16 protein-coding genes and 1 pseudogene are annotated in these 19940 nt (G+C 64.3%); 6 read left to right on the forward strand and 11 right to left on the reverse strand.

From position 1 onward, the window contains the following. Positions 1 to 131: 131 nt before the first annotated feature. Positions 132 to 843 (reverse strand): annotated as a pseudogene (locus tag QMG28_RS16540) (IS1595 family transposase). Between the two features lie 135 nt (positions 844 to 978). Then, the gene (locus QMG28_RS16545; protein WP_281843430.1) at positions 979 to 1584 is read right to left on the reverse strand and encodes a MarR family winged helix-turn-helix transcriptional regulator; all 606 of its coding nucleotides are present in this window, start codon (positions 1582 to 1584) and stop codon (positions 979 to 981) included. Between the two features lie 115 nt (positions 1585 to 1699). Between QMG28_RS16545 and QMG28_RS16550 the strand changes: the two genes are divergently transcribed. Continuing rightward, positions 1700 to 3235 (forward strand): MDR family MFS transporter, encoded by a 1536-nt coding sequence (locus QMG28_RS16550; RefSeq protein ID WP_281843431.1) that lies wholly within the window; start codon positions 1700 to 1702, stop codon positions 3233 to 3235. Positions 3236 to 3358: 123 nt separating this feature from the next. Next, positions 3359 to 6802 carry a pyruvate carboxylase gene (locus QMG28_RS16555; RefSeq protein ID WP_281843432.1) on the forward strand — a complete coding sequence of 1148 codons (3444 nt, stop codon included), beginning with the start codon at positions 3359 to 3361 and terminating at the stop codon, positions 6800 to 6802. An 85-nt stretch (positions 6803 to 6887) separates the two neighbouring features. Here the strand turns inward: QMG28_RS16555 and phaZ are convergent, their stop codons facing one another. Further along, positions 6888 to 8189, reverse strand: coding sequence for a polyhydroxyalkanoate depolymerase (phaZ, locus tag QMG28_RS16560; RefSeq protein WP_281843433.1), 1302 nt, complete (start codon positions 8187 to 8189; stop codon positions 6888 to 6890). A gap of 112 nt (positions 8190 to 8301) precedes the next feature. Between phaZ and QMG28_RS16565 the strand changes: the two genes are divergently transcribed. The 4 genes from QMG28_RS16565 (at position 8302) to QMG28_RS16580 (ending at position 12441) form a co-directional block, all read left to right on the forward strand. After that, entirely contained in the window at positions 8302 to 10104 is a 1803-nt protein-coding gene (locus tag QMG28_RS16565) for a PHA/PHB synthase family protein (protein WP_281843434.1), read from the forward strand. 138 nt (positions 10105 to 10242) lie between these two features. Continuing rightward, the gene (locus tag QMG28_RS16570; RefSeq protein WP_281843435.1) at positions 10243 to 10692 is read left to right on the forward strand and encodes a Phasin; all 450 of its coding nucleotides are present in this window, start codon (positions 10243 to 10245) and stop codon (positions 10690 to 10692) included. A 192-nt stretch (positions 10693 to 10884) separates the two neighbouring features. Next, positions 10885 to 11448 (forward strand): polyhydroxyalkanoate synthesis repressor PhaR, encoded by a 564-nt coding sequence (gene phaR / locus QMG28_RS16575; RefSeq protein ID WP_281843436.1) that lies wholly within the window; start codon positions 10885 to 10887, stop codon positions 11446 to 11448. Positions 11449 to 11487: 39 nt separating this feature from the next. Beyond that, positions 11488 to 12441: a LysR family transcriptional regulator gene (locus QMG28_RS16580; RefSeq protein WP_281843437.1), complete on the forward strand. Its 954-nt coding sequence runs from the start codon at positions 11488 to 11490 to the stop codon at positions 12439 to 12441. Between the two features lie 3 nt (positions 12442 to 12444). Here QMG28_RS16580 and QMG28_RS16585 read toward each other — a convergent pair whose 3' ends face one another. From QMG28_RS16585 to QMG28_RS16620, 8 genes are all read right to left on the reverse strand, one after another. Next, entirely contained in the window at positions 12445 to 13665 is a 1221-nt protein-coding gene (locus tag QMG28_RS16585; protein WP_281843438.1) for a DegT/DnrJ/EryC1/StrS family aminotransferase, read from the reverse strand. A 151-nt stretch (positions 13666 to 13816) separates the two neighbouring features. After that, complete coding sequence (locus QMG28_RS16590) at positions 13817 to 15181, reverse strand: glutamine synthetase family protein (protein ID WP_434784451.1); 1365 nt, start codon at positions 15179 to 15181, stop codon at positions 13817 to 13819. After that, on the reverse strand, positions 15181 to 15858 hold the full coding sequence (locus QMG28_RS16595; protein ID WP_281843440.1) for a type 1 glutamine amidotransferase: 678 nt from the start codon (positions 15856 to 15858) through the stop codon (positions 15181 to 15183). Before QMG28_RS16595 ends, QMG28_RS16590 begins: the two co-directional genes overlap by 1 nt. A gap of 125 nt (positions 15859 to 15983) precedes the next feature. After that, positions 15984 to 16481, reverse strand: a complete 498-nt coding sequence (locus tag QMG28_RS16600; protein ID WP_281843441.1) for a prepilin peptidase — start codon at positions 16479 to 16481, stop codon at positions 15984 to 15986. Between the two features lie 3 nt (positions 16482 to 16484). After that, positions 16485 to 17348: a tetratricopeptide repeat protein gene (locus QMG28_RS16605; protein ID WP_281843442.1), complete on the reverse strand. Its 864-nt coding sequence runs from the start codon at positions 17346 to 17348 to the stop codon at positions 16485 to 16487. Between the two features lie 48 nt (positions 17349 to 17396). After that, a complete protein-coding gene (locus QMG28_RS16610) occupies positions 17397 to 17804 on the reverse strand; it encodes a tetratricopeptide repeat protein (RefSeq protein ID WP_307726358.1) in 408 nt (135 codons plus the stop codon). 179 nt (positions 17805 to 17983) lie between these two features. Further along, a complete protein-coding gene (locus QMG28_RS16615) occupies positions 17984 to 18961 on the reverse strand; it encodes a type II secretion system F family protein (protein ID WP_281843443.1) in 978 nt (325 codons plus the stop codon). Between the two features lie 10 nt (positions 18962 to 18971). After that, positions 18972 to 19940 carry a type II secretion system F family protein gene (locus tag QMG28_RS16620; protein WP_281843444.1) on the reverse strand — a complete coding sequence of 323 codons (969 nt, stop codon included), beginning with the start codon at positions 19938 to 19940 and terminating at the stop codon, positions 18972 to 18974.

Consider the following 19940-nt stretch of genomic DNA (forward strand, 5'->3'; position numbering starts at 1 on the left):
ACCGGAAAACCGGAAAACCGGAAAACCGGAAAACCGGAAAACCGGAAAACCGGAAAACCGGAAAACCGGAAAACCGGAAAACCGGAAAACCGGAAAACCGGAAAACCGGAAAACCGGAAAACCGGAAGGGTCTAGACTAGCAATCTAGTGAGTTCACGAACGAGGGTATCGTGATCCTTGCGCCAACGCCATTCACATTCCTTAAGGTGCAACTCGAAATTGGCGCGTGTTCCGTTGAACATCGCGAGCCGCCGTTTGGCAAAGGACCAGAAGCTTTCGATACCGTTGATGTGGACCGCGCCATCGACGAAGGCGGGGTGGCCGCTGGCCGCACGTTCGGCCTTTCTGATCCGGTAATGGGCGTCGTATCCGACATCGACCAGCCCGTCATAGCCGACCCATCCATCTGACATGATGACGCTCTCCAATGCCACCTTTCCCCGGATAAGGCCCTGTAATGTCTTCTTTTTACAATCCGGCACGACCTCGGTAAACACCCGCCCGTCACGCTCGATCACACCGAAGACCGGCTGCTTCTCCGAGCCCCGGCCGCGCCGCTTCGAACCGGGATCGCCGCGCCGGCGCGTGGCGCCGAAATAGCTCTCGTCCACCTCGACGGTGCCGGTGAACTGCTCGCGCAGGCCGAACTGGTGGGCACGGATCTGTTCGCGGAATATCCGGTAATACCTCCCTCTCGGGCATTTCATGCCCTGCCAGGCAATGATTAACGGTGTTGCGGTTGAAGCCGCCCACCCGGGCGGCCTGGATCGCGGTCAGATCGGCGCAGAACAATGAAACGAGTTTGCGCTGACGATGGCGGGACAAGCCATTCTTTTTGTCCATAGAAGTAGACTAGCCTTCCTGTTTTGCTAGTCTAGACCCATCCGGTTTTCCGGTGAACGGCGTCTCACAGCCTCTTGTTTGTCAACGGGTCGCTCCACAAGGAGCGGTGGCGCTATCTCGGCCGCCAGACCAGCCCTAGCTGTCACCCTTGTCGGGCATCCGGTCGCTCTTGGTCCCCCCGTCGCCGGCGCAATGCACCCGGGCCATGCCGTTGGAGTATCGGGTGAACAGGCGCGAAAAGGATTGAATATCCTCCGCGCTCCAATCGGCGAAAACCGTAAGCAGCTTGTCCCATTTCGCATCGCGGAACTGGCTGAAGGCATCGCGCGCCTTGTCGGTGATCACCAGGATCGACTTGCGCCCGTCGCCCTGCGCCACATCGCGGCGCAGCCAGCCCTCGGCGATCAGCCCCGAGGCGATGCGGCTCGCCCGCGACGGGTCGATCGCCATTTCCTCCGCAAGCAGCCCCACCGTGGCGGGTTCGGCCTGGGCGCGGGCGATGCCATGCTCGATGCGGTTGATCGCCATCAGGGCAAAGAACTGGCTGAGCTCCAGCCCCAGATCCATCTCCGAAAGCAAAAGCCCCACCAGCTCGCCCTTGGCCGCGCGGCGGTGCCAGACGAACATCTCGGCATCGAGCCCCAGCAGCGCCTCGACCACCGCCGGCGCAAATCCCGCCGCTTCCAGCCTGTCCGGCAGGTCGGCGTGAAACCGGGGCAAGGTCTTGGCATTGGCGCTCATGGCGGCGGTGTCGCAAGTTATCGTGCGATTGTCAATAATATGCCGTACACAATTATGTGCGGTTGACACATATATGCCGGAGGCGTAGGGAACGGCCATCACGGAAAGACGCGCGATGACCATCACAAACCCATCCCCCACCCCCTCCGCCGCTTCGGACACGCAGTCCGAACCCACCTCGATCCGGCTGATCATCGTGTCGATCGGCGCGCTGCTGCTGCTCGCCTCGCTCGACCAGACGATCGTTTCCACCGCCCTGCCCACCATCGTGGCCGATCTTGGCGGGCTCGAACATCTGAGCTGGGTGGTCACCGCCTATATTCTCGCCTCCACCATCGTCGCGCCCCTCTATGGCAAGCTCGGCGACCTCTACGGGCGGCGCAACATGGTGTTCATTTCGGTGGGCCTGTTCCTGCTCGGCTCGGCGCTGGCCGGCGCGGCCTGGTCGATGACCTCGCTCATCGTTTCGCGCGCCATTCAGGGGCTGGGCGGCGGCGGATTGTTCGTGCTCGCGCTGTCGGTGATCGGCGATGTGATCCCGCCGCAGGACCGGGGCAAGGTGCAGGGCGTGTTCGCCTCGATCTTCTCGGTCTCCTCGGTGATCGGGCCGCTGATCGGCGGCTGGTTCGTCGAACAGGCGAGCTGGCACTGGATCTTCTATATCAACATTCCCATCGGGATCGCCGCGCTGATCGGCTTCGCGATCTCGTTCAAGCCCACCGGGCGCCGCGTGCAGCACAAGATCGACTGGCTCGGCGCGGCCATGCTCTCGGTCACGCTGGCCGGGGTCACGCTGGCCACCAGCCTGGGCGGGCGCAGCTTTGCCTGGGCCAGCCCCGAGATCATCGGCCTCGGGCTGATCGCGCTGGCCGGCCTGCTCACCTTCCTCTGGGCCGAAACCAGGGCCTCCGAGCCGATCCTGCCGCTCGGGCTGTTCCGGATGAACGTGTTCTGGGTGACCTCGATCATCGGTTTCATCTCCGGCGCGGCGATGTTCGGCTCGGTCACCTTCCTGCCGATCTACCTGCAGATCGCCAAGGGCACCTCGCCTACGGTTTCGGGCCTGATGCTGGTGCCGATGACGGCCGGGATCCTGATCTCCTCCACCCTCGCCGGCCGGTATATGGGCCGCACCGGGCGCTACCGCTACCTGCCGATCATCGGCACGAGCTTTCTGTTTCTCGGCATGATCCTGCTGTCGACGCTTCAGGCCGATACGCATTGGCTGATCTTCTCGATCTTCCTCGCCTGCGTCGGCCTCGGCATGGGCAACATCTTCCCGGTGGTCACCACCTCGGTGCAGAACGCCGTGCCGCGCCACCAGCTCGGCACCGCCACCGCCGCCGGGCTGATGTTCCGCCAGGTCGGCGGTTCCATCGCCGTGGCCGCATTCGGCGCGCTGTTTGCCACGGGCATGGCGGCGAAGATGGGCGCGGCGGGGGCCGAGTTTGCCGGGGGCGGGCTGGAAATCAGCCCGCAGATGCTGGCGGCCCTGCCCGCCGAAGCGCGCGAACAGATCGGCGCAGCGGTGGTGAGCGCCATCCACCCGGTCTTCCTGATCGCCGCCGGACTTGCGGTGATCGGCTTCATCTTCGCGCTCATGCTGGAAGAAATCGCCCTGCACAACCGCGTGGTGCCGAAGGGCGAATAACACCACATTCCGCGCTCCGCCCGCAGGCGCGCGCAAACCGCGCAGGCCTGCCGCGGCACCTTGCGCCGCAGCGCAGCATACCCTACGACTCTGGCAAATGTCCGACAGGCCACGGAGAGACCGATGCCGGAATTCAACAAAATCCTCATTGCCAATCGCGGCGAGATCGCCATCCGCATCATGCGCGCCGCCAACGAACTCGGGAAGAAGACGGTCGCCGTCTATGCCGAGGAAGACAAGCTGGGGCTGCACCGCTTCAAGGCCGACGAAGCCTACAGGATTGGCGAGGGGATGGGGCCGGTGGCCGCCTATCTCTCGATCCCCGAGATCATCCGGGTGGCAAAGGAAGCGGGCGCGGACGCAATCCATCCGGGCTACGGCCTGCTGTCGGAAAACCCCGAATTCGTCGATGCCTGCGAAGCGGCGGGCATCACCTTCATCGGTCCGAAAGCCGAAACCATGCGCGCCCTCGGCGACAAGGCCAGCGCGCGGCGCGTCGCCATCGAGGCCGGCGTGCCGGTCATCCCCGCCACCGAGGTTCTGGGCGACGACATGGAGGCGATCAAGGCGGAGGCCGCCGAGATCGGCTTTCCGCTCATGCTCAAGGCAAGCTGGGGCGGCGGCGGCCGGGGGATGCGCCCGATCCACAATGTGAAGGAATTGCCAGAGAAGGTGCTCGAAGGCCGGCGCGAGGCCGAGGCCGCCTTCGGCAATGGCGAGGGCTATCTTGAAAAGATGATCACCCGCGCGCGCCATGTCGAGGTGCAGATCCTCGGCGACACGCAGGGCAATATCTACCACCTCTGGGAGCGCGATTGCTCGGTGCAGCGGCGCAACCAGAAGGTCGTCGAACGCGCGCCCGCCCCCTATCTGAGCGAGGCCCAGCGCGAGGAGATCTGCACGCTCGGCAAGAAGATCTGCGAACATGTGAACTATACCTGCGCCGGCACCGTCGAATTCCTGATGGATATGGAGACGGGCAAATTCTACTTCATCGAGGTCAATCCCCGCGTGCAGGTCGAGCACACGGTGACCGAGGAAGTGACGGGCATCGACATCGTGCGCGCCCAGATCCTGATCGCCGAGGGCAAGAGCCTGACCGAAGCCACCGGCGTGGCCAGCCAGTATGACGTGAAGCTGCACGGCCACGCGCTGCAATGCCGGATCACCACCGAAGACCCTCAAAACAACTTCATCCCCGATTATGGCCGGATCACCGCCTACCGCACGGCGACGGGCATGGGCATCCGCCTCGATGGCGGCACCGCCTATCCCGGCTCGGTGGTCACCCGGTTCTACGACTCGCTTCTGGTGAAGGTCACCGCCCATGGCCAGACGCCCGAACAGGCGATCGCCCGGATGGACCGGGCGCTGCGCGAATTCCGCATCCGTGGCGTGAGCACCAATATCGCCTTCGTGGAAAATCTGCTCCGGCACCCCACCTTCCTGTCGAACGCCTATACCACGCGCTTCATCGACGAGACGCCGGAGCTGTTCGAGTTTCCCAAGCGGCGCGACCGGGCCACGCGCCTGCTCACCTATATCGCCGACATCACCATCAACGGCCATCCCGAGACGGTTGGCCGCCCCGAACCGCATCCCGACCTCAAGCCGCCGCGCTGCCCGGGCCTGAAAGCCGACACGCCCCCCGCCGGCACCCGGCAATTGCTGGACGAGAAAGGCCCCAGGGCCGTGGCCGACTGGATGCTCGCGCAAAAGCAGGTGCTGCTGACCGACACCACGATGCGCGACGCGCACCAGTCGCTGCTCGCGACGCGGATGCGCAGCTTCGATATGGTGCGCATCGCGCCGGCCTATGCCGCCAACCTGCCGCAGCTCTTCTCGATGGAAATGTGGGGCGGCGCGACCTTCGACGTGGCCTACCGTTTCCTGCAGGAATGCCCCTGGCAGCGCCTGCGCGACATCCGCGCCCATCTGCCCAACGTGATGACCCAGATGCTGCTGCGCGCCTCCAACGGCGTGGGCTACACGAATTACCCCGACAACGTGGTCCAGGGCTTCGTGAAGCAGGCCGCCACCAGCGGCATGGACGTGTTCCGCGTCTTCGACAGCCTGAACTGGGTCGAGAACATGCGCGTGGCGATGGATGCCGTGATCGAGAACGACAAGGTCTGTGAAGCGGCGATCTGCTATACCGGCGATATCCTCGACCCCGACCGCTCGAAATACGACCTGAAATACTATGTCTCGATGGCGAAGGCGCTCGAAGCCGCCGGCGCCCATGTGTTGGGCGTGAAAGACATGGCCGGGCTTCTGAAGCCCAAGGCGGCGACGGCGCTGATCTCTGCCTTGAAAGACGAGGTCTCGATCCCGATCCACTTCCACACCCACGACACCTCCGGCGCCGCGGCCGCCTCCGTGCTTGCGGCGGTGGATGCGGGCGTCGATGCCGTCGATGCGGCGATGGACGCCTTTTCCGGCTCGACCTCGCAGCCCTGCCTCGGCTCGATCGTCGAAGCCCTGCGCCATACCGAGCGGGATACCGGCCTGGACCCGACCGAGATCCGCAAGATCTCGAATTACTGGGAAGCGGTGCGCGGGCAATACGCCGCCTTCGAAAGCGGGCTGGAGGCACCCGCCTCCGAGGTCTACCTGCACGAAATGCCCGGCGGCCAGTTCACCAACCTCAAGGCGCAGGCCCGCTCGCTCGGCCTCGAAGAGCGCTGGCACGAAGTGGCGCAGGCCTATTCGGACGTGAACAAGATGTTCGGCGATATCGTGAAGGTCACCCCCTCGTCCAAGGTGGTGGGCGACATGGCGCTGATGATGGTGAGCCAGGGCCTGACCCGGGCGCAGGTGGAAGACCCCGCCACCGAGGTCAGCTTCCCCGACTCGGTTGTCGACATGATGAAGGGCAATCTCGGCCAGCCGCCCGGCGGCTTCCCCGCGGGGATCGTGGCCAAGGTGCTCAAGGGCGAAAAGCCCGATACCGAGCGCCCCGGCAAGCATCTGGCGCCGGTCGATGTGGAAGCGGTGCGCGCGGAGGCCAGCGAGGCCCTGGAAGTGACGCTCGACGATGAAGACCTCAACGGCTACCTGATGTATCCCAAGGTCTTCTCGGACTATACCGAGCGCCACAAGCTCTATGGCCCGGTGCGCACCCTGCCGACGCGCACCTTCTTCTATGGCATGGAGCCGGGCGAGGAGATCGAAGCCGAGATCGACCCCGGCAAGACGCTCGAAATCCGCCTGCAGGCCATCGCCGATACCAATGACGAAGGCGAGGCCAAGGTGTTCTTCGAGCTGAACGGCCAGCCGCGCACCGTCCGCATCGCCGACCGCAAGGTGACCGCGACCAAGGCCGCGCATCCGAAGGCCGATCCGGGCAATCCCGCCCATGTCGGTGCGCCGATGCCGGGCGTGATCGCAACGGTGGGCGTGCAGCCGGGCCAGGAGGTGCGCGCCGGCGACCTGCTGCTGACCATCGAAGCGATGAAGATGGAAACCGGCATCTCCGCCGAACGCGATGCGGTGGTGAAAGCCGTGCATGTGCAGCATGGCAGCCAGATCGACGCGAAAGACCTGCTGGTCGAATTCGAAAGCTGAGATGAGGGGGGCGGAAAGCCGGTTTCCCAGTTTTCTGACATCCTTCTGAAAATGTGCAAAAAACCGGCCCATGGGCCGCCCGCGATCACACCGCTTTCAGTGCCGGTTTGCCCCTGGCTTTCGCCGCGCGCTTCTTCTTCGCCTGTTCGGCATGAGCGCCTGCGTTCTGGTCGATGAATTCCAGCACCAGCGGGCGGATATGATTGCGCCACGATTTGCCGGCGAAAATCCCGTAATGGCCCGCGCCGATCTCGATATAGCCCGCCTTCTTCTCTTCGGGCACGCCGGTGCAGAGCGGCAGGGCGGCGGCGCATTGGCCGGGGGCGGTGATATCGTCCTTCGAGCCTTCCACCGTCTTGATCGCCACATCGGTGATCTTGCCGATATCCACCCTGTGGCCGTTCACCACGAATTCGTTGCGGGCGATCTCGCGGTTCTTGAAGATGCGCTCGACGGTGGACAGGTAGAATTCCGCGGTCATGTCCATCACCGCGAGATATTCGTCGTAGAATTTGTTGTGCTTGTCGTGGTCGCCCGCCTTGCCCTTCATCACCTTCGAGATCTGGTTGGTGAAGGCGTTGGAATGCGTCTCGGCATTCATCGACATGAACCCGGCCAATTGCAGCAGGCCGGGATAGACCTGCCGCCCCACGCCCTTGTACTTCGCGCCGACGCGCTGGATCGCCATTTCCTCAAGCTGGCCCATCGTCACCCGGCGGCCGAAATCGGTCACATCCGTGGCGGCCACGTCCGGGTCGATCGGGCCGCCGATGAGGGTGAGCGTCTGCGGCTGCGCCTCCGGGTCGAGCTCGGCCAGATAGGCGGTGGCGGCCAGCGTGAGCGGGGCGGGCTGGCAGACGGCGATGACGTTGATATCCGGCCCCAGCGCGCGCATGAACTCGACGAGGTAGAGCGTGTAATCCTCGATGTCGAACTTGCCGAGCGAGGCGGGAATGTCGCGGGCATTGTGCCAGTCGGTGATATAGACCTCGGCATCGGGCAGGAGCGACGACACGGTGGAGCGCAGGAGTGTGGCGTAATGCCCCGACATCGGCGCCACCAGCAATACCCGGCGCGGCTTCGGATCGCGGCCCTGCACCTTGAAATGGATCAGATCGCCAAAGGGCCGCTCCACCAGTTTCTCGACCGAGACGACGTGATCGCGCCCGTCGGCGCCCACCACCGTGTAGATCCCCCAATCGGGCTTGGCGACCATCCGGGCGAAGCTGCGCTCGGTGACTTCGCCCCAGGCGGCGAGCCATTCGAACCACGGGTTCGGCAGCGCGGCGACGGCGGGGTAATTGCCGAAGGCAGCCGCCGTTGCGCCCAACCACTGGTTGGTGTTGCGCATCGTCTCCATCAGATCGTAGGTCGCCGTGTAGCGCATCTGTCGCCTCGCTGTTGCCTGCACCGGCCCCTCTCAGATAGCGTGGAACCAGGCAGGTGCCCCCGTGGCAAAATGCTGCGGGTGCAAAATAAGATAGGATCAATTTATTAACATGACAACAAAAGACATTGACCCGCCGGCCGTGAGTGAGACGCTGCAGGAAAACCTTGCGCGGATCGAGGCGCTGACGGCGCGGCTCGCGGCGGCGATGTCGCAGAAGAAGATGATCCGCCCGTCGCTGCAGGGGCCGGGGCCGGATTTTTACGGCAAGGCGATGGGGGCCTATTGGGCCGAATTGATGCAGAACCCGGCCAAGGTGTGGGAGAGCCAGCTCGAATACTGGTCGAAAACGCTGTCGCATGCGGTCGAGGCGCAGCAGGCACTGCTCGACGGCGCACCGCTGGTGCCGAAGGACGAAACTCCGAAGGACCGGCGCTTTTCCAACCCGCTATGGCAGACGCATCCCTGGTTCAATTACCTCAAGCAGCAATATTTCATCTCCTCCGAGGCCATCGAGAAGGGGGTGGAAGAGCTTGACGGGATCAGCGACCATGAGCGCCAGAGGATGCGCTACTTCACCCGGCAGATCGTCGACATGATGGCGCCGACGAACTTCTTCGCCAGCAACCCCGACGCGCTGGAAAAGGCGATCGAGACCGAGGGCCAGTCGCTGATCGACGGGCTTGAGAACATGATCCGCGATCTCGAAAAGAACGATGGCGAGCTGATCCCCACCTTGTCGGACCCGGACGCTTTTACCGTGGGCGAGAATCTTGGCACCTCCGAAGGCGCGGTGGTCTACCGCAACCGGATGTTCGAGCTGATCCAGTACAAGGCGCGCACCGAACAGGTGCACGAGACGCCGCTCATCATCTTTCCGCCCTGGATCAACAAGTTCTACATTCTCGATCTGAAGCCGGAAAACAGCCTGATCCGCTGGATCACCGAGCAGGGCTATACGCTGTTCGTGGTGTCCTGGGTGAACCCCGCCGATTCCAGCTATGCCGATGTCGGGCTGGAGACCTATATCGAAGAAGGCTTTCTCACCGCGATGCGCGAGGTCAGGGTGATCACCGGCGAGGAGAAGGTGAACGCCGTCGGCTATTGCATCGCCGGCACCACGCTGGCGGTCACGCTGGCGCTGATGAACAAGCGCGGCGATGACAGCGTGAACGCCGCCACCTTCTTCACCGCGCTCACCGATTTTTCCGATCAGGGCGAGGTGGGCGTGTTTCTCGACGACGATTTCGTCGACGGGATCGAGGAGGAGGCGCGCGAGACCGGGCTGATGTCGTCGCTCTACATGGCGCGGACCTTTTCCTTCCTGCGGGCGAACGACCTGATCTATCAGCCCGCGATCAACGCCTATATGCTCGGCAATCCGCCCCCCGCCTTCGATCTGCTCTACTGGAACGGCGATGGCACCAACCTGCCGGGCAAGATGGCGGTGGAATACCTGCGCGGGCTGTGCCAGCAGGATGAATTCGCCGGGGCGGGTGAGGGCTTTGCGATCCTTGGCGAGCGGCTCAGGATCACCGATGTGCAGGTGCCGCTCTGCGCCATCGCCTGCGAGACCGACCATATCGCCGCCTGGCGGTCGAGCTACCGGGGGATTCGGGCGATGGGGGCAGAGGACAAGACCTTCATCCTGTCGGAATCCGGCCATATCGCGGGGATCGTGAACCCGCCGGCAAAAAAGAAATACGGCCATTACACCAATACCGACTGGCCCGCCGATCCCGGGGCCTGGCGCGAGAGCGCCGCGTTCCACGAGGGCACCTGGTGGTTTCGCTGGAACGACTGGCTGGCGCCGCGCTCGGGGCCGATGGTGCCGGCGCGGGAGCTGGGCGATTCGGAGCATCCGGTGCTCGCCCCGGCCCCCGGTACCTATGTGCTGAGCCAGCCAAAGGCTTGATCCGGAACGGAATTGGCCCCGTGCCCGGGCTTTATGCTGCAGTGCAGAAAAAAATCTTGATTTTCTGCACTGCAGCATCCATATTCTTTGCAGACGCAGAATTTACCCCGGCGGGGCCGGGACGTTTGGAGAAAAGCAATGGCGAAGAAAAACGACTACATGAAGATGGTTCAGGACATGATGGGCAATTTCCCGATGGATATGTCGGCCTTTGAAGATGCGTTCAAATCGCAGGCCGCCCTCGGTGAGAAATTCTCGAAAGTGGCGCTGGACGCGGCCGAAAAGTCGGTCGAAATCTCGACCAAGTGGACGAAAGACACCCTGTCCAAAGTGGGTGACATGACCGCCGCCAAGACCGAAGCCGTCGACTACTCGAAAGCGATGACCGATTTCGCCTCGTCGCAGGCCGAGATGGCCGCCGAGAACATGGCCGCCTTCGCCGAAGTGGCGAAGAAGGTCCAGACCGAGACCGTTGAACTGATGCTCGCCGCCGGCAAGGACATGGGCGCCGAAGCCACCGCCGCGATGAAAAAGGCCACCGACGAGGTGACCAAGGCCGCCAAGAAAGCGACCGAAGCGGCCAAGTAATCCGACTTCCCGACGCCGGTCACCTCCTCCCGGCCGGCGCAACTTATGGGGCGAGCCAGCAGGCTCGCCCTTTTTTGCATCTGCCGGGCTTCCATTCGGCCCTGTGGCGAAGGGACGCTTGCTTTTCGTTTCAGCCGTAACGTAGAATTTTCTGCAATGGCGAAATGCCGAGATCCACAGGGAGGACATCGCGTGGCCAAATCCGGGGACCCGCTGCTCATCAAGCGCTATGCAAGCCGTCGGCTCTACAACACCGAGACGTCGGATTATGTGACGCTGGACGACATTGCGGGGTTTATCCGCGATGGCCGCGAGGTGCAGATCATCGACCTCAAGACCGGCGACGACCTGACCCGCCAATACCTGCTGCAGATCATTGCCGAGCACGAAAGCCGGGGCGAGAACGTGCTGCCGGTGGCGGTGCTGACCGACCTTGTGCGCACCTACAGCACCCAGGCGCAGTCGGTGGTGCCGCAATTCCTGGCCGCGTCCTTCGAGATGCTGCGCGACAGCCAGTCGAAGATGATGGAAAATCTCGGCGCGATGCCCAACCCGATGAAGAACGTGCCTGGCTTCGAGGCGATGCAGGCGCAGCAACAGGCGTTTCTGAACGCGATCATGCAGGGCTGGGGCGCGGCGGGCACGACGGCGCCGCAAGCCGGGGACGAGCCGGAAGACGACGACGACAAGGACGCCGAGCTCGAATCCATCAAGAAGCAGCTTGCCGAACTTCAATCCAAGCTCTCGGGGCTCTGATCCGCACGGCCCCACCGGCACAGGCGAAAGGCCGCTGCCATGGTTGATACCACCGGGCGGGTGACACTCTGGGGGATCGAGGTGTTTCTCGCCATTGCCGAGGAACAGTCGATCTCGGTGGCCGCGCGCCGGCTGGGCGCGAGCAATTCCGCCGTCAGCCAGCAGCTCAGCAATCTCGAAACCGCGCTGGGCGCGGTGCTGGTGGACCGGCGCGCGCGGCCCTTCCGGCTGACACCGGCGGGCGAGCTTTACCGCCGCCGGGCGCGTGCGATCCTCGATGAAGCCGAGCAGGCCCGCGCCGAGCTGGCCCGCGCGGAACTGGCGCAGCTCACCCGTCTGCGCCTTGGCATGATCGAGGATTTCGACGCCGACGTGACGCCGCGCCTGCTTACCGATATGGCCGACGATCTGACCGGCGCGCGCTTTTTACTGGAGACGGGGCCGTCGCACCGGCTGAACGACCAGCTCGACGCCCGTGCGCTCGACGTGATCGTCGCCGCCGAAATGGGGGCGCCCGCCGACTGGATGGAGGTGCATCCGCTGCTCGAAGAGCCCTTCGTCGCCGCCGTGCCGCGCGGCGCGGGCGATGCGAACGATGCGCTGCGCCAATTGCCCTTCATCCAGTATTCGCCGCGCCATCACATGGGCCGCAAGATCGCCGAGCACCTGGCCCGGCAGGAGATGCATCTCGGCCACCGGTTCGAGCTCGACAGCTATCACGCGATCATGGCGATGGTTGCGGTGGGGGCAGGGTGGACGATCCTCACGCCGCTGGGCGTGCTGCGCGCGCATCGCTTCGTCGAGGCGGTCGACATCCTGCCGCTGCCGGTCGCGCCGCTGAGCCGCCGGGTGTCGCTCTCGGCCCGCGCGGGTGTCCTGGGCGATATGCCGGGGCAGGTGGCGGCACGGCTGAAGCCGCTGCTCAGCGAGCTGATCGTCGCCCCGGCGCTGGCCCGCTACCCGTTTCTCGACGGGGCACTGCGGGTTCTTTAGCGCTCAGGTGCCGTAGGCCCGGCTCGCGCCCTTTACGTCTTCCGCCGCGCCGATCAGCGTATCGGCGATGAAATCGAGTTCGGGGCGTTTGAGGCGTACCGGCAGGCGGGTGTCGCAGGCGCGCATGAGCATGGCCGCGGTCTTGGGCAGCGGCCCCGGCTTTTCGGGCAGGAATTCCCAGTTCCAGAAGGCGCGGGCATTGTCTTCGGACATGCCGAACACCTGCACGCCCACGCCGCGCTCGCTGGCGATGGCGGCGAACATCTGCACCTCGCCATCGGACATGCCGGTGAGGTTGAACTGGATCGAATCCGGCGCGCGGGTTTCGGGCGGCAACGCCGGCGGCACCTCGATCCAGGGACTCGTGTTGAGCCGCTCGGCCACGTAATCGTGGTTGGCCAGCCCGTCGCGCACCCGGCCATCGAGCGCGGGGATCTGCGGGCGCACCACGGCGGCCGAGAGGTTCGACATCCGGGTATTGTAGAGCGGCAGCTTGTTCTGCCAGCGCGCGAAGGCTTCGGCCAGCTCCGCCGAATTCTGCCCGCGCGGGGTTTTGTGCTTTTTCCAGTTATGCTCATAGGCGCCCGACATGATGACGGCGCGGGCGATCACATCGGCATCGTCCGAGACGAGGATGCCGCCTTCGCCCGCGTTCAGCATCTTGTAGGACTGGAAGGAGAAGGCCCCGATCTTGCCGATGGTGCCGATCTTCTGGCCGTGCCAGAGCGTGCCGAGGCTATGGGCTGCGTCCTCGATCACCGGTATGCCGCGGGCGTTGCACAGCGCCATGATCGCGTCCATGTCGGAGGTGTGGCCGCGCATATGGCTGATGATCACCGCGCCGATATCGCCGGTCAGCCTGGCCTCGAAATCGGCCATGTCGATCCGGTAATTCGCGCCGACCTCGACCAGAACCGGGATGCAGTCGGCATGGATGATGGCCGAGGGCACGGCGGCGAAGGTGAAGGCCGGGATCAGCACCCGGGTATCGCGCGGCAGGCCGAGCGCCTTCAGCGACAGAAACAGCGCCGAGGAGCAGGACGACACCGCCAGCGCGTATTTCACCCCGAGGGCTTCGGCGAACTCGGCTTCGAGCAGCGACACGGGCGCATCTTCCGGCGCGGTGTAGCGGAACAGATCGCCCGAAGCGAGCAGGCGGTCGATCTCGTCGCGGGCCGCGTCTGGGATCGGTTCGGCGTCGTAGACGTTTGGGGCGAGGACCATGGCAGCGTTCCTTTTCGGGTTTTCCGAAACCTCTATTCAGGAAAACCGTAACAGGAATGTGACCCGCCGAGTAGTATTTTCGTCGCCGCGATGCAGCAGGGGCGCGGAGCGCCGCCGATCGCGCGCCGGCTTCGCGGGAAAAGTATGCCAATCAGACGTTTAGAAGAAGGTGCTCACGTTCCCACGGGCTGATCACACTGAGGAATTCGGCATGTTCCGAGCGCTTGATGGCGAGGTAGACGCGAACGAAATCGTCGTCCAGCAGCGCGCGCATGGCGGTCGACTCCTCGAGGATGTCCAGCGCCGCGCCAAGGTCGCGCGGGATGCCTTCGTCGCTGTCGTAGGCGTCGCCGCGGAACTGGGCGCTGGGGCGGATTTCTTCCATCAACCCGAGATAGCCCGCCGCGAGCGAGGCGGCGATGGCGAGGTAGGGGTTGGCGTCCATGCCCGCGAGCCGGTTTTCGACCCGGCGCGAATCCGGCCCCGAAATCGGGATGCGGATGCCGGTGGTGCGGTTGTCGCGGCCCCATTCGAGGTTGATGGGCGCCGCGAAGTCGCGCACGTAACGCCGGTAGGAGTTCACATAGGGCGCCAGCAGCGCGATCACCGAGGGCAGGTGCTTTTGCAGCCCGCCGATGAAGTGGAAGAAGGCATCGGTATCGCCGCCCTGCGGCCCGGCAAAGATGTTATGCCCGGTCTCGATATCCACGATCGAGTGGTGGATATGCATCGCCGACCCCGGCTCGTCGGCAATCGGTTTGGCCATGAAGGTGGCGAAGCAATCGTGGCGCAGCGCCGCCTCGCGGATCAGCCGCTTGAAGAAGAACACTTCATCGGCCAGCTTCACCGGGTCGCCGTGGCGCAGGTTGATCTCCAGTTGCCCGGCGCCGCCCTCCTGGGTGATGCCGTCGATCTCGAAGCCCTGCGCCTCGGCGAAATCGTAGATATCGTCGATCACCGGGCCGAACTCGTCGACGGCGGTCATCGAATAGGCTTGCCGGGCGGCGGCGGGGCGGCCCGAGCGGCCCATCATCGGCTCGATGGACTTGGCCGGGTCGAGGTTGCGGGCGACGAGGTAGAATTCCATCTCGGGCGCGACCACCGGCTCCCAGCCCTGTTTGCGGTAGAGATCGACCACCCGTTTGAGCACGTTGCGCGGCGCCAGCGGGATCGGGGCGCCGGTGCGGTCGTATGCGTCGTGGATCACCTGCAGCGTCCAGTCGGCCGTCCAGGGCGCGGCGGTGGCGGTTTCGATATCGGGCTTGAGGATCATGTCACGCTCGACAAAGCCGTCTTCCGCCGCCTCGTCGGGCCAGTCGCCGGTGATGGTCTGGAAGAAGATCGACTCGGGCAGGTGAAAATAGGCCTGCCGGGCAAACTTGCCGGCGGGCACCGCCTTGCCACGGGCGATGCCGGGCAGATCGCCGATGATACATTCCACCTCGTCGAGCCTGCGGCCTTCGAGATAGGCGCGCGCGGCGTCGGGGAGGTTTTCGGTCCAGTCTTTCGGGGCCATCATTTGCCTCCCTTGAGCAGAAATTCAGCCATGCGCGCGCCCATCGCCGCATTGTCGGTGCTCTGCGCCAGCGAGGCGCGGGCCTCGTCGACCAGCGCGGGCGCCACGGCGCCGGAGCGGTAGTCGATCAGCCCTTTCATCATCTCGGCGGCGAATTCGGGGTGCGGCTGGATCGTCAGCACATTGTCGCCGATCACCAGCGCCGCGTTTTCGCAGAAATTGTTCGAGGCGATCACCCGGGCGCCCTCGGGCAGCTCCACCACCTGATCCTGATGCCAGGCGTTGAGCGCCAGTGTTTCGCCGCCGAAATCGTAGCTTTGCCGCCCGACGGCCCAGCCGCCGGCAAATTTCTCGACCCGCCCGCCAAGCGCCTGAGCGATGATCTGGTGGCCGAAGCACACGCCCACCAGCGGCCGCCCCGAAGCCGCGATCTGGCGGATCAGCTCTTCCAGCGGCGCAATCCAGTCATGACCTTCATAGACGCCATGGCGCGAGCCGGTGATGAGCCACGCCTCCGCATCGAGCGGGCCTTCGGGAAAGATCCCGTCGACCACGTCCCAGCGCTGGAAGCTGAAATCATGCCCGCCGAGCAGGCGTTCGAACATGTCCGCATAGTCGCCCAGCTCGCCGCGAACTTCGTCGGGGGCGTGGCCGGGCTGAAGGATGCCGATCTTCATGGGTCACCAATTTGATCAAATTTCGCCCGCAATCTATCCGACGCCCGAAGGGGCGGCAAGGGGGGCTGTATGCGGGGTGTGGAATGGCAGCGGAGCAGCCGGTGACACGGGCGGCCGGAGCGTGCTTACACGCCCCAGACCGCACCGATCACGAGGTAGAACACAAGCGCGCCGCCGAGGCAGAGACCCATCGGAAAATCCTTGCGCTCCCAGCTTTCCCAATCCTGCGCGCGCGCCCGGATGGCGGGCACCTGGCGGGCGATGCGGTGAATCGCGAAGCCCGCGATCAGGGTCGCGGCGAAGAGGTAGAAGAACAGGATCAGGTCTTCACGCAGAATAAACGGCCCCATCGCGGCGGCGAATTTCGCGTCTCCCGCGCCGAGCAGGCCCGCCATGTTGGCGACGAAGCCGATGGCGAGCACCACCACGAGGTGGACCCAGCGCCAGCCATAGCTGTCCAGCGGCAGCGCGATCAGCCCGATCACGGCGAAGACGGCCACCAGGGCGATCACCGCCTTGTTGGGGATCTTCATCCGCGCCATGTCTGACCAGGCCACCCAGATCGCAATGGGCAGCGCGAAGGGCAGGAACCACAGCGCGGAACTGATCGTCTGTGCCGTCATGCCTTAGCCGCGCGCCACATTGCTGTCGAGCGCGCGCAGGGCGCGGACCGCTTCGTCGAAATGCTGCGGATGGGTGTCGATCGCCTCTTCCAGAAGCGTCTTGCCCATCACCACGTCGCCCTGCTTGATCGCGGCGAGCGCGAGGGTATGCAGAAGCTGGGCGCGTTCGGTCTGGGTGACGCTGATCACCGGCATATCGTATTTGCGCTGCGCGCCCCGGGCCATGACAAGGTTGTTCTTGGCGGTGAACATCGTGTTGTCATAGGTGAGCGCTTCCGTGAACAGCTTTTCGGCCCCGGCGAAGTCGCCGCGGGTCAGCTTGGAATAGCCCCAGTTGTTCAGCGTGCGCGCCGGCTGGGTGGTGAGGCCCACGGCGGTTTCGTAGAAGCTGTCGGCCTTGCTCCATTGCTGGCCGGCATCGGCCACCATCGCTTCCAGCCGGTAGCGGTCATAGGTTTCGTAGGTGGGCGGGATCTGGTTGAGGGCATCGCCCGCCTTGGTCCAGTCGCCGGCGCGGATCAGGGCATCGGCGTAGCCCACGCGGTCTTCGTTGGTGACCTCGTCGCTGGCGATGACCACGGACCAGACCCGCACGGCCTCGGCGGGCTTGCGGGCGCGCACCAGTGCCTTGGCGAGATCGCGTTTGAGGTCGATCCGGTCGGGGTATTGCTCCACCGAGCGGCTGAAATAGGCAACCGCCTCGTTCGGGTCGCCGGAGGCCAGCATCACGTCGTTCAGACCGCTCTCGTCGATCACGTTCACGCCCGCCACGGCGCGCTGGACTTCTTCGTCGGTCATGGTGCCTTCACATGCCGACAGCACGACAACGCTGCCAAGGCAGAGAGAGAATAGAAATGTATGGCGCATTTTGCCTGCGTCCTTTTCCTGCTCGTGAGACGCGCTTCGCTTGTTTTGTTATTGATGCGCGAGGAGCAGGTAATCGCCCTGGCCGCGACGCATCAGTGCAAAAGTCGCATCTTCGGGAGCATCATACGAAATGTTTTCGACTTTTGCGAGTGCCAAGGTGAGGTTTTGCTTGATCGAATCCGATTTGCCACCATCGAGCCCGTAGGCGACGCGAAACACCCGCGCGGCCTCGGCGAATTTGCCGGTTTCCATCAGCACGACGCCCAGATTGTTCCAGGCCGGGGCGAATTCGGCATCCTTCTTCACGGCGGCGCGCAGGTCGCGTTCGGCCTGGCCGAGACGGCCCAGCTTGAGATTGGCCGAGCCGATGGCCGACAGCACGTCGACGGTGATGCCGTGATCGGCGGCGGAGCGGGTATAGGCCTTCAGCGCCAGTTCGTATTCGCCCGCCGCCATCAGCCGGTGGCCGACGATCAGCCCGTCGACACTGTCTTCGCCATAGGGCAGGGCATCGGGCGCATAGAGGCCGTCGCCGCCGCGATTGCCGAGGCCGGTGTCACATGCCGAAAGCGCCAGCGTTGCCGCCAGCGCTATCGCGATTGTCTGCCTTGCGGTCAGGATGACCCGCCTCCCAGCTAGAAACTGATGCTCCGCAGCGTCTCGTACACGTTGTAGACCGACGGGCCAATCAGGATGATCAAGAGCGGCGGAACCGTCAGCATCATTGTGGCAAGGGTCATCTTCGTCGGCAAGGTATTTGCTTTCTCTTCCGCGCGCATCACCCGTTTGTCACGCATCTCTCCGGCATAGACGCGCAGCGCCTCAGCGATCGAGGTGCCGAAGGTGGTCGACTGGATCAGCACGGTGACAAAGCTCGCCACATCCGCCACGCCGGCACGGTCGCCCATGTCGCGCAGCACCTCGATCCGGTCCTTGCCGGCCTTCATCTCGTGGCTGACGATCTCGAATTCCTCGGCCAGCGCCGGGAAGCCGTTGCGGATTTCCTTCGACACCCGGATGATCGACTGGTCGAGCGACTGGCCGGCCTCGACGCAGACCAGCATCATGTCGAGCGCGTCGGGGAAGCCGTTGACGATTTCTTCCTTGCGGGTCTCGACCCGGCGGGTCACCCAGTATTTCGGCGCCATGTAGCCGATCCCGCCGGGAATGACGATCGACAGGATCGTCATCTGGGTCGACGGGGTGCCGGTGGCGGAGTTCAGCACCGCATAGGCCACGCCGACCAACAGCAGGCCCACGCCGAGCGCGAATTGCGTGAAGTGGAAGGTGCGCACCGCATTCTTGCCGGGATAGCCGGCCTGCAGCAGCTTGAGCTGGATCGCCGAATACTCGTCCTTGTCCTTCGGTTCGAGGAAGGCGGCGTATTTCTCCAGCTTGTCGTGGTTGCCGCTGCTGTTGCGCAGCTTCTGCTTCTGGCTGGAGGTCGGTTCGGGCTGGTGAACGGCCTTGTTGAGCTTGTCGAGCGGATCTTCGGGCCGGTTCAGCAGCATCGGCAGGGTGGCGACGACCAGCAGAATACCCAGCACGCCGATGGCGACGAAGGGGCCGAACGGGCCGAAATTGTCGGTCAGCATTTGCATGATCGCATCCATGACGTTGCCCTCAGACCTTGATGTTCACGAGCGCCTTCATCACGAAGATGTTGGCGATGAGGAAGGCGGCGGCGACGAGGGCCGCGGGCACGAAGGCGGCGGTGTCTTTCACGTCGTCGTAGTAATTGGGCTGGATCACGTTGATCATCACCAGCGCCAGGATCGGGAAGCCCGACAGGAAGGTGCCCGACCATTTCGATTCCGCCGTGATCGCCTTCACCCGGCGGAACAGCTTGAAGCGGGCGCGGATCACCTTGGCGAGCCCGTCGAGGATCTCGGCGAGGTTGCCGCCCGATTGCTGCTGGATCGACACGGCGACGGCGAGGAAGCGCAGATCCTGCATGTCCATCCGCTCGGCGAGGTGCTTGAGCGCTTCGCCGATATCGCGGCCATAGGCGCTTTCGTCGGCGATCACGCCCATCTCGGAGCCCAGCGGATCGGGCACTTCCTTGGCGACGATCTGGATCGCCGACGAGAACGGGTGGCCGACGCGCAAGCTGCGCACCATCAGTTCCACCGCGTCGGGAAGCTGCTCTTCGATCATCGACAGGCGCTTCTTGGCCTTGTTGTTGATCCAGACATAGACACCGCCAAAGCCCATCGTCGCGGCCACGGCCACGCGCACGACAAGCCCGGTCGAGGTGCCCACGGTGAGGCCGGCATAGGCCACCACCGAAACGCCGAGCATCACCATGACGAGCTGCTTGGGCGTGAAGGCGATGTTGGCCTTCTGCGCCTTTTCGGCCAGCAGCGAATAAAGCGGGATGCCGCGGGCATTCATGTGCTGGTGCATCTCCTTGCGGAGCTGTTCGAGCACCTGTTCGCGGCCGGCGCCCTTTTCGAGCATGTCGAGGCGGCGGTTGACCCGGCTGTTGAGGCTGATCGACTTGCCGAAGACCGTCAGATAGAGGCCCTCGACGATCACCAGAACGGCGATGAAAATCAGCAGATAGATAAGCGGTTCCGCACTCAGGATCAT

This window comes from Sinisalibacter aestuarii, from assembly GCF_027923545.1.
Classification (GTDB): Bacteria; Pseudomonadota; Alphaproteobacteria; order Rhodobacterales; family Rhodobacteraceae; genus Sinisalibacter; species Sinisalibacter aestuarii.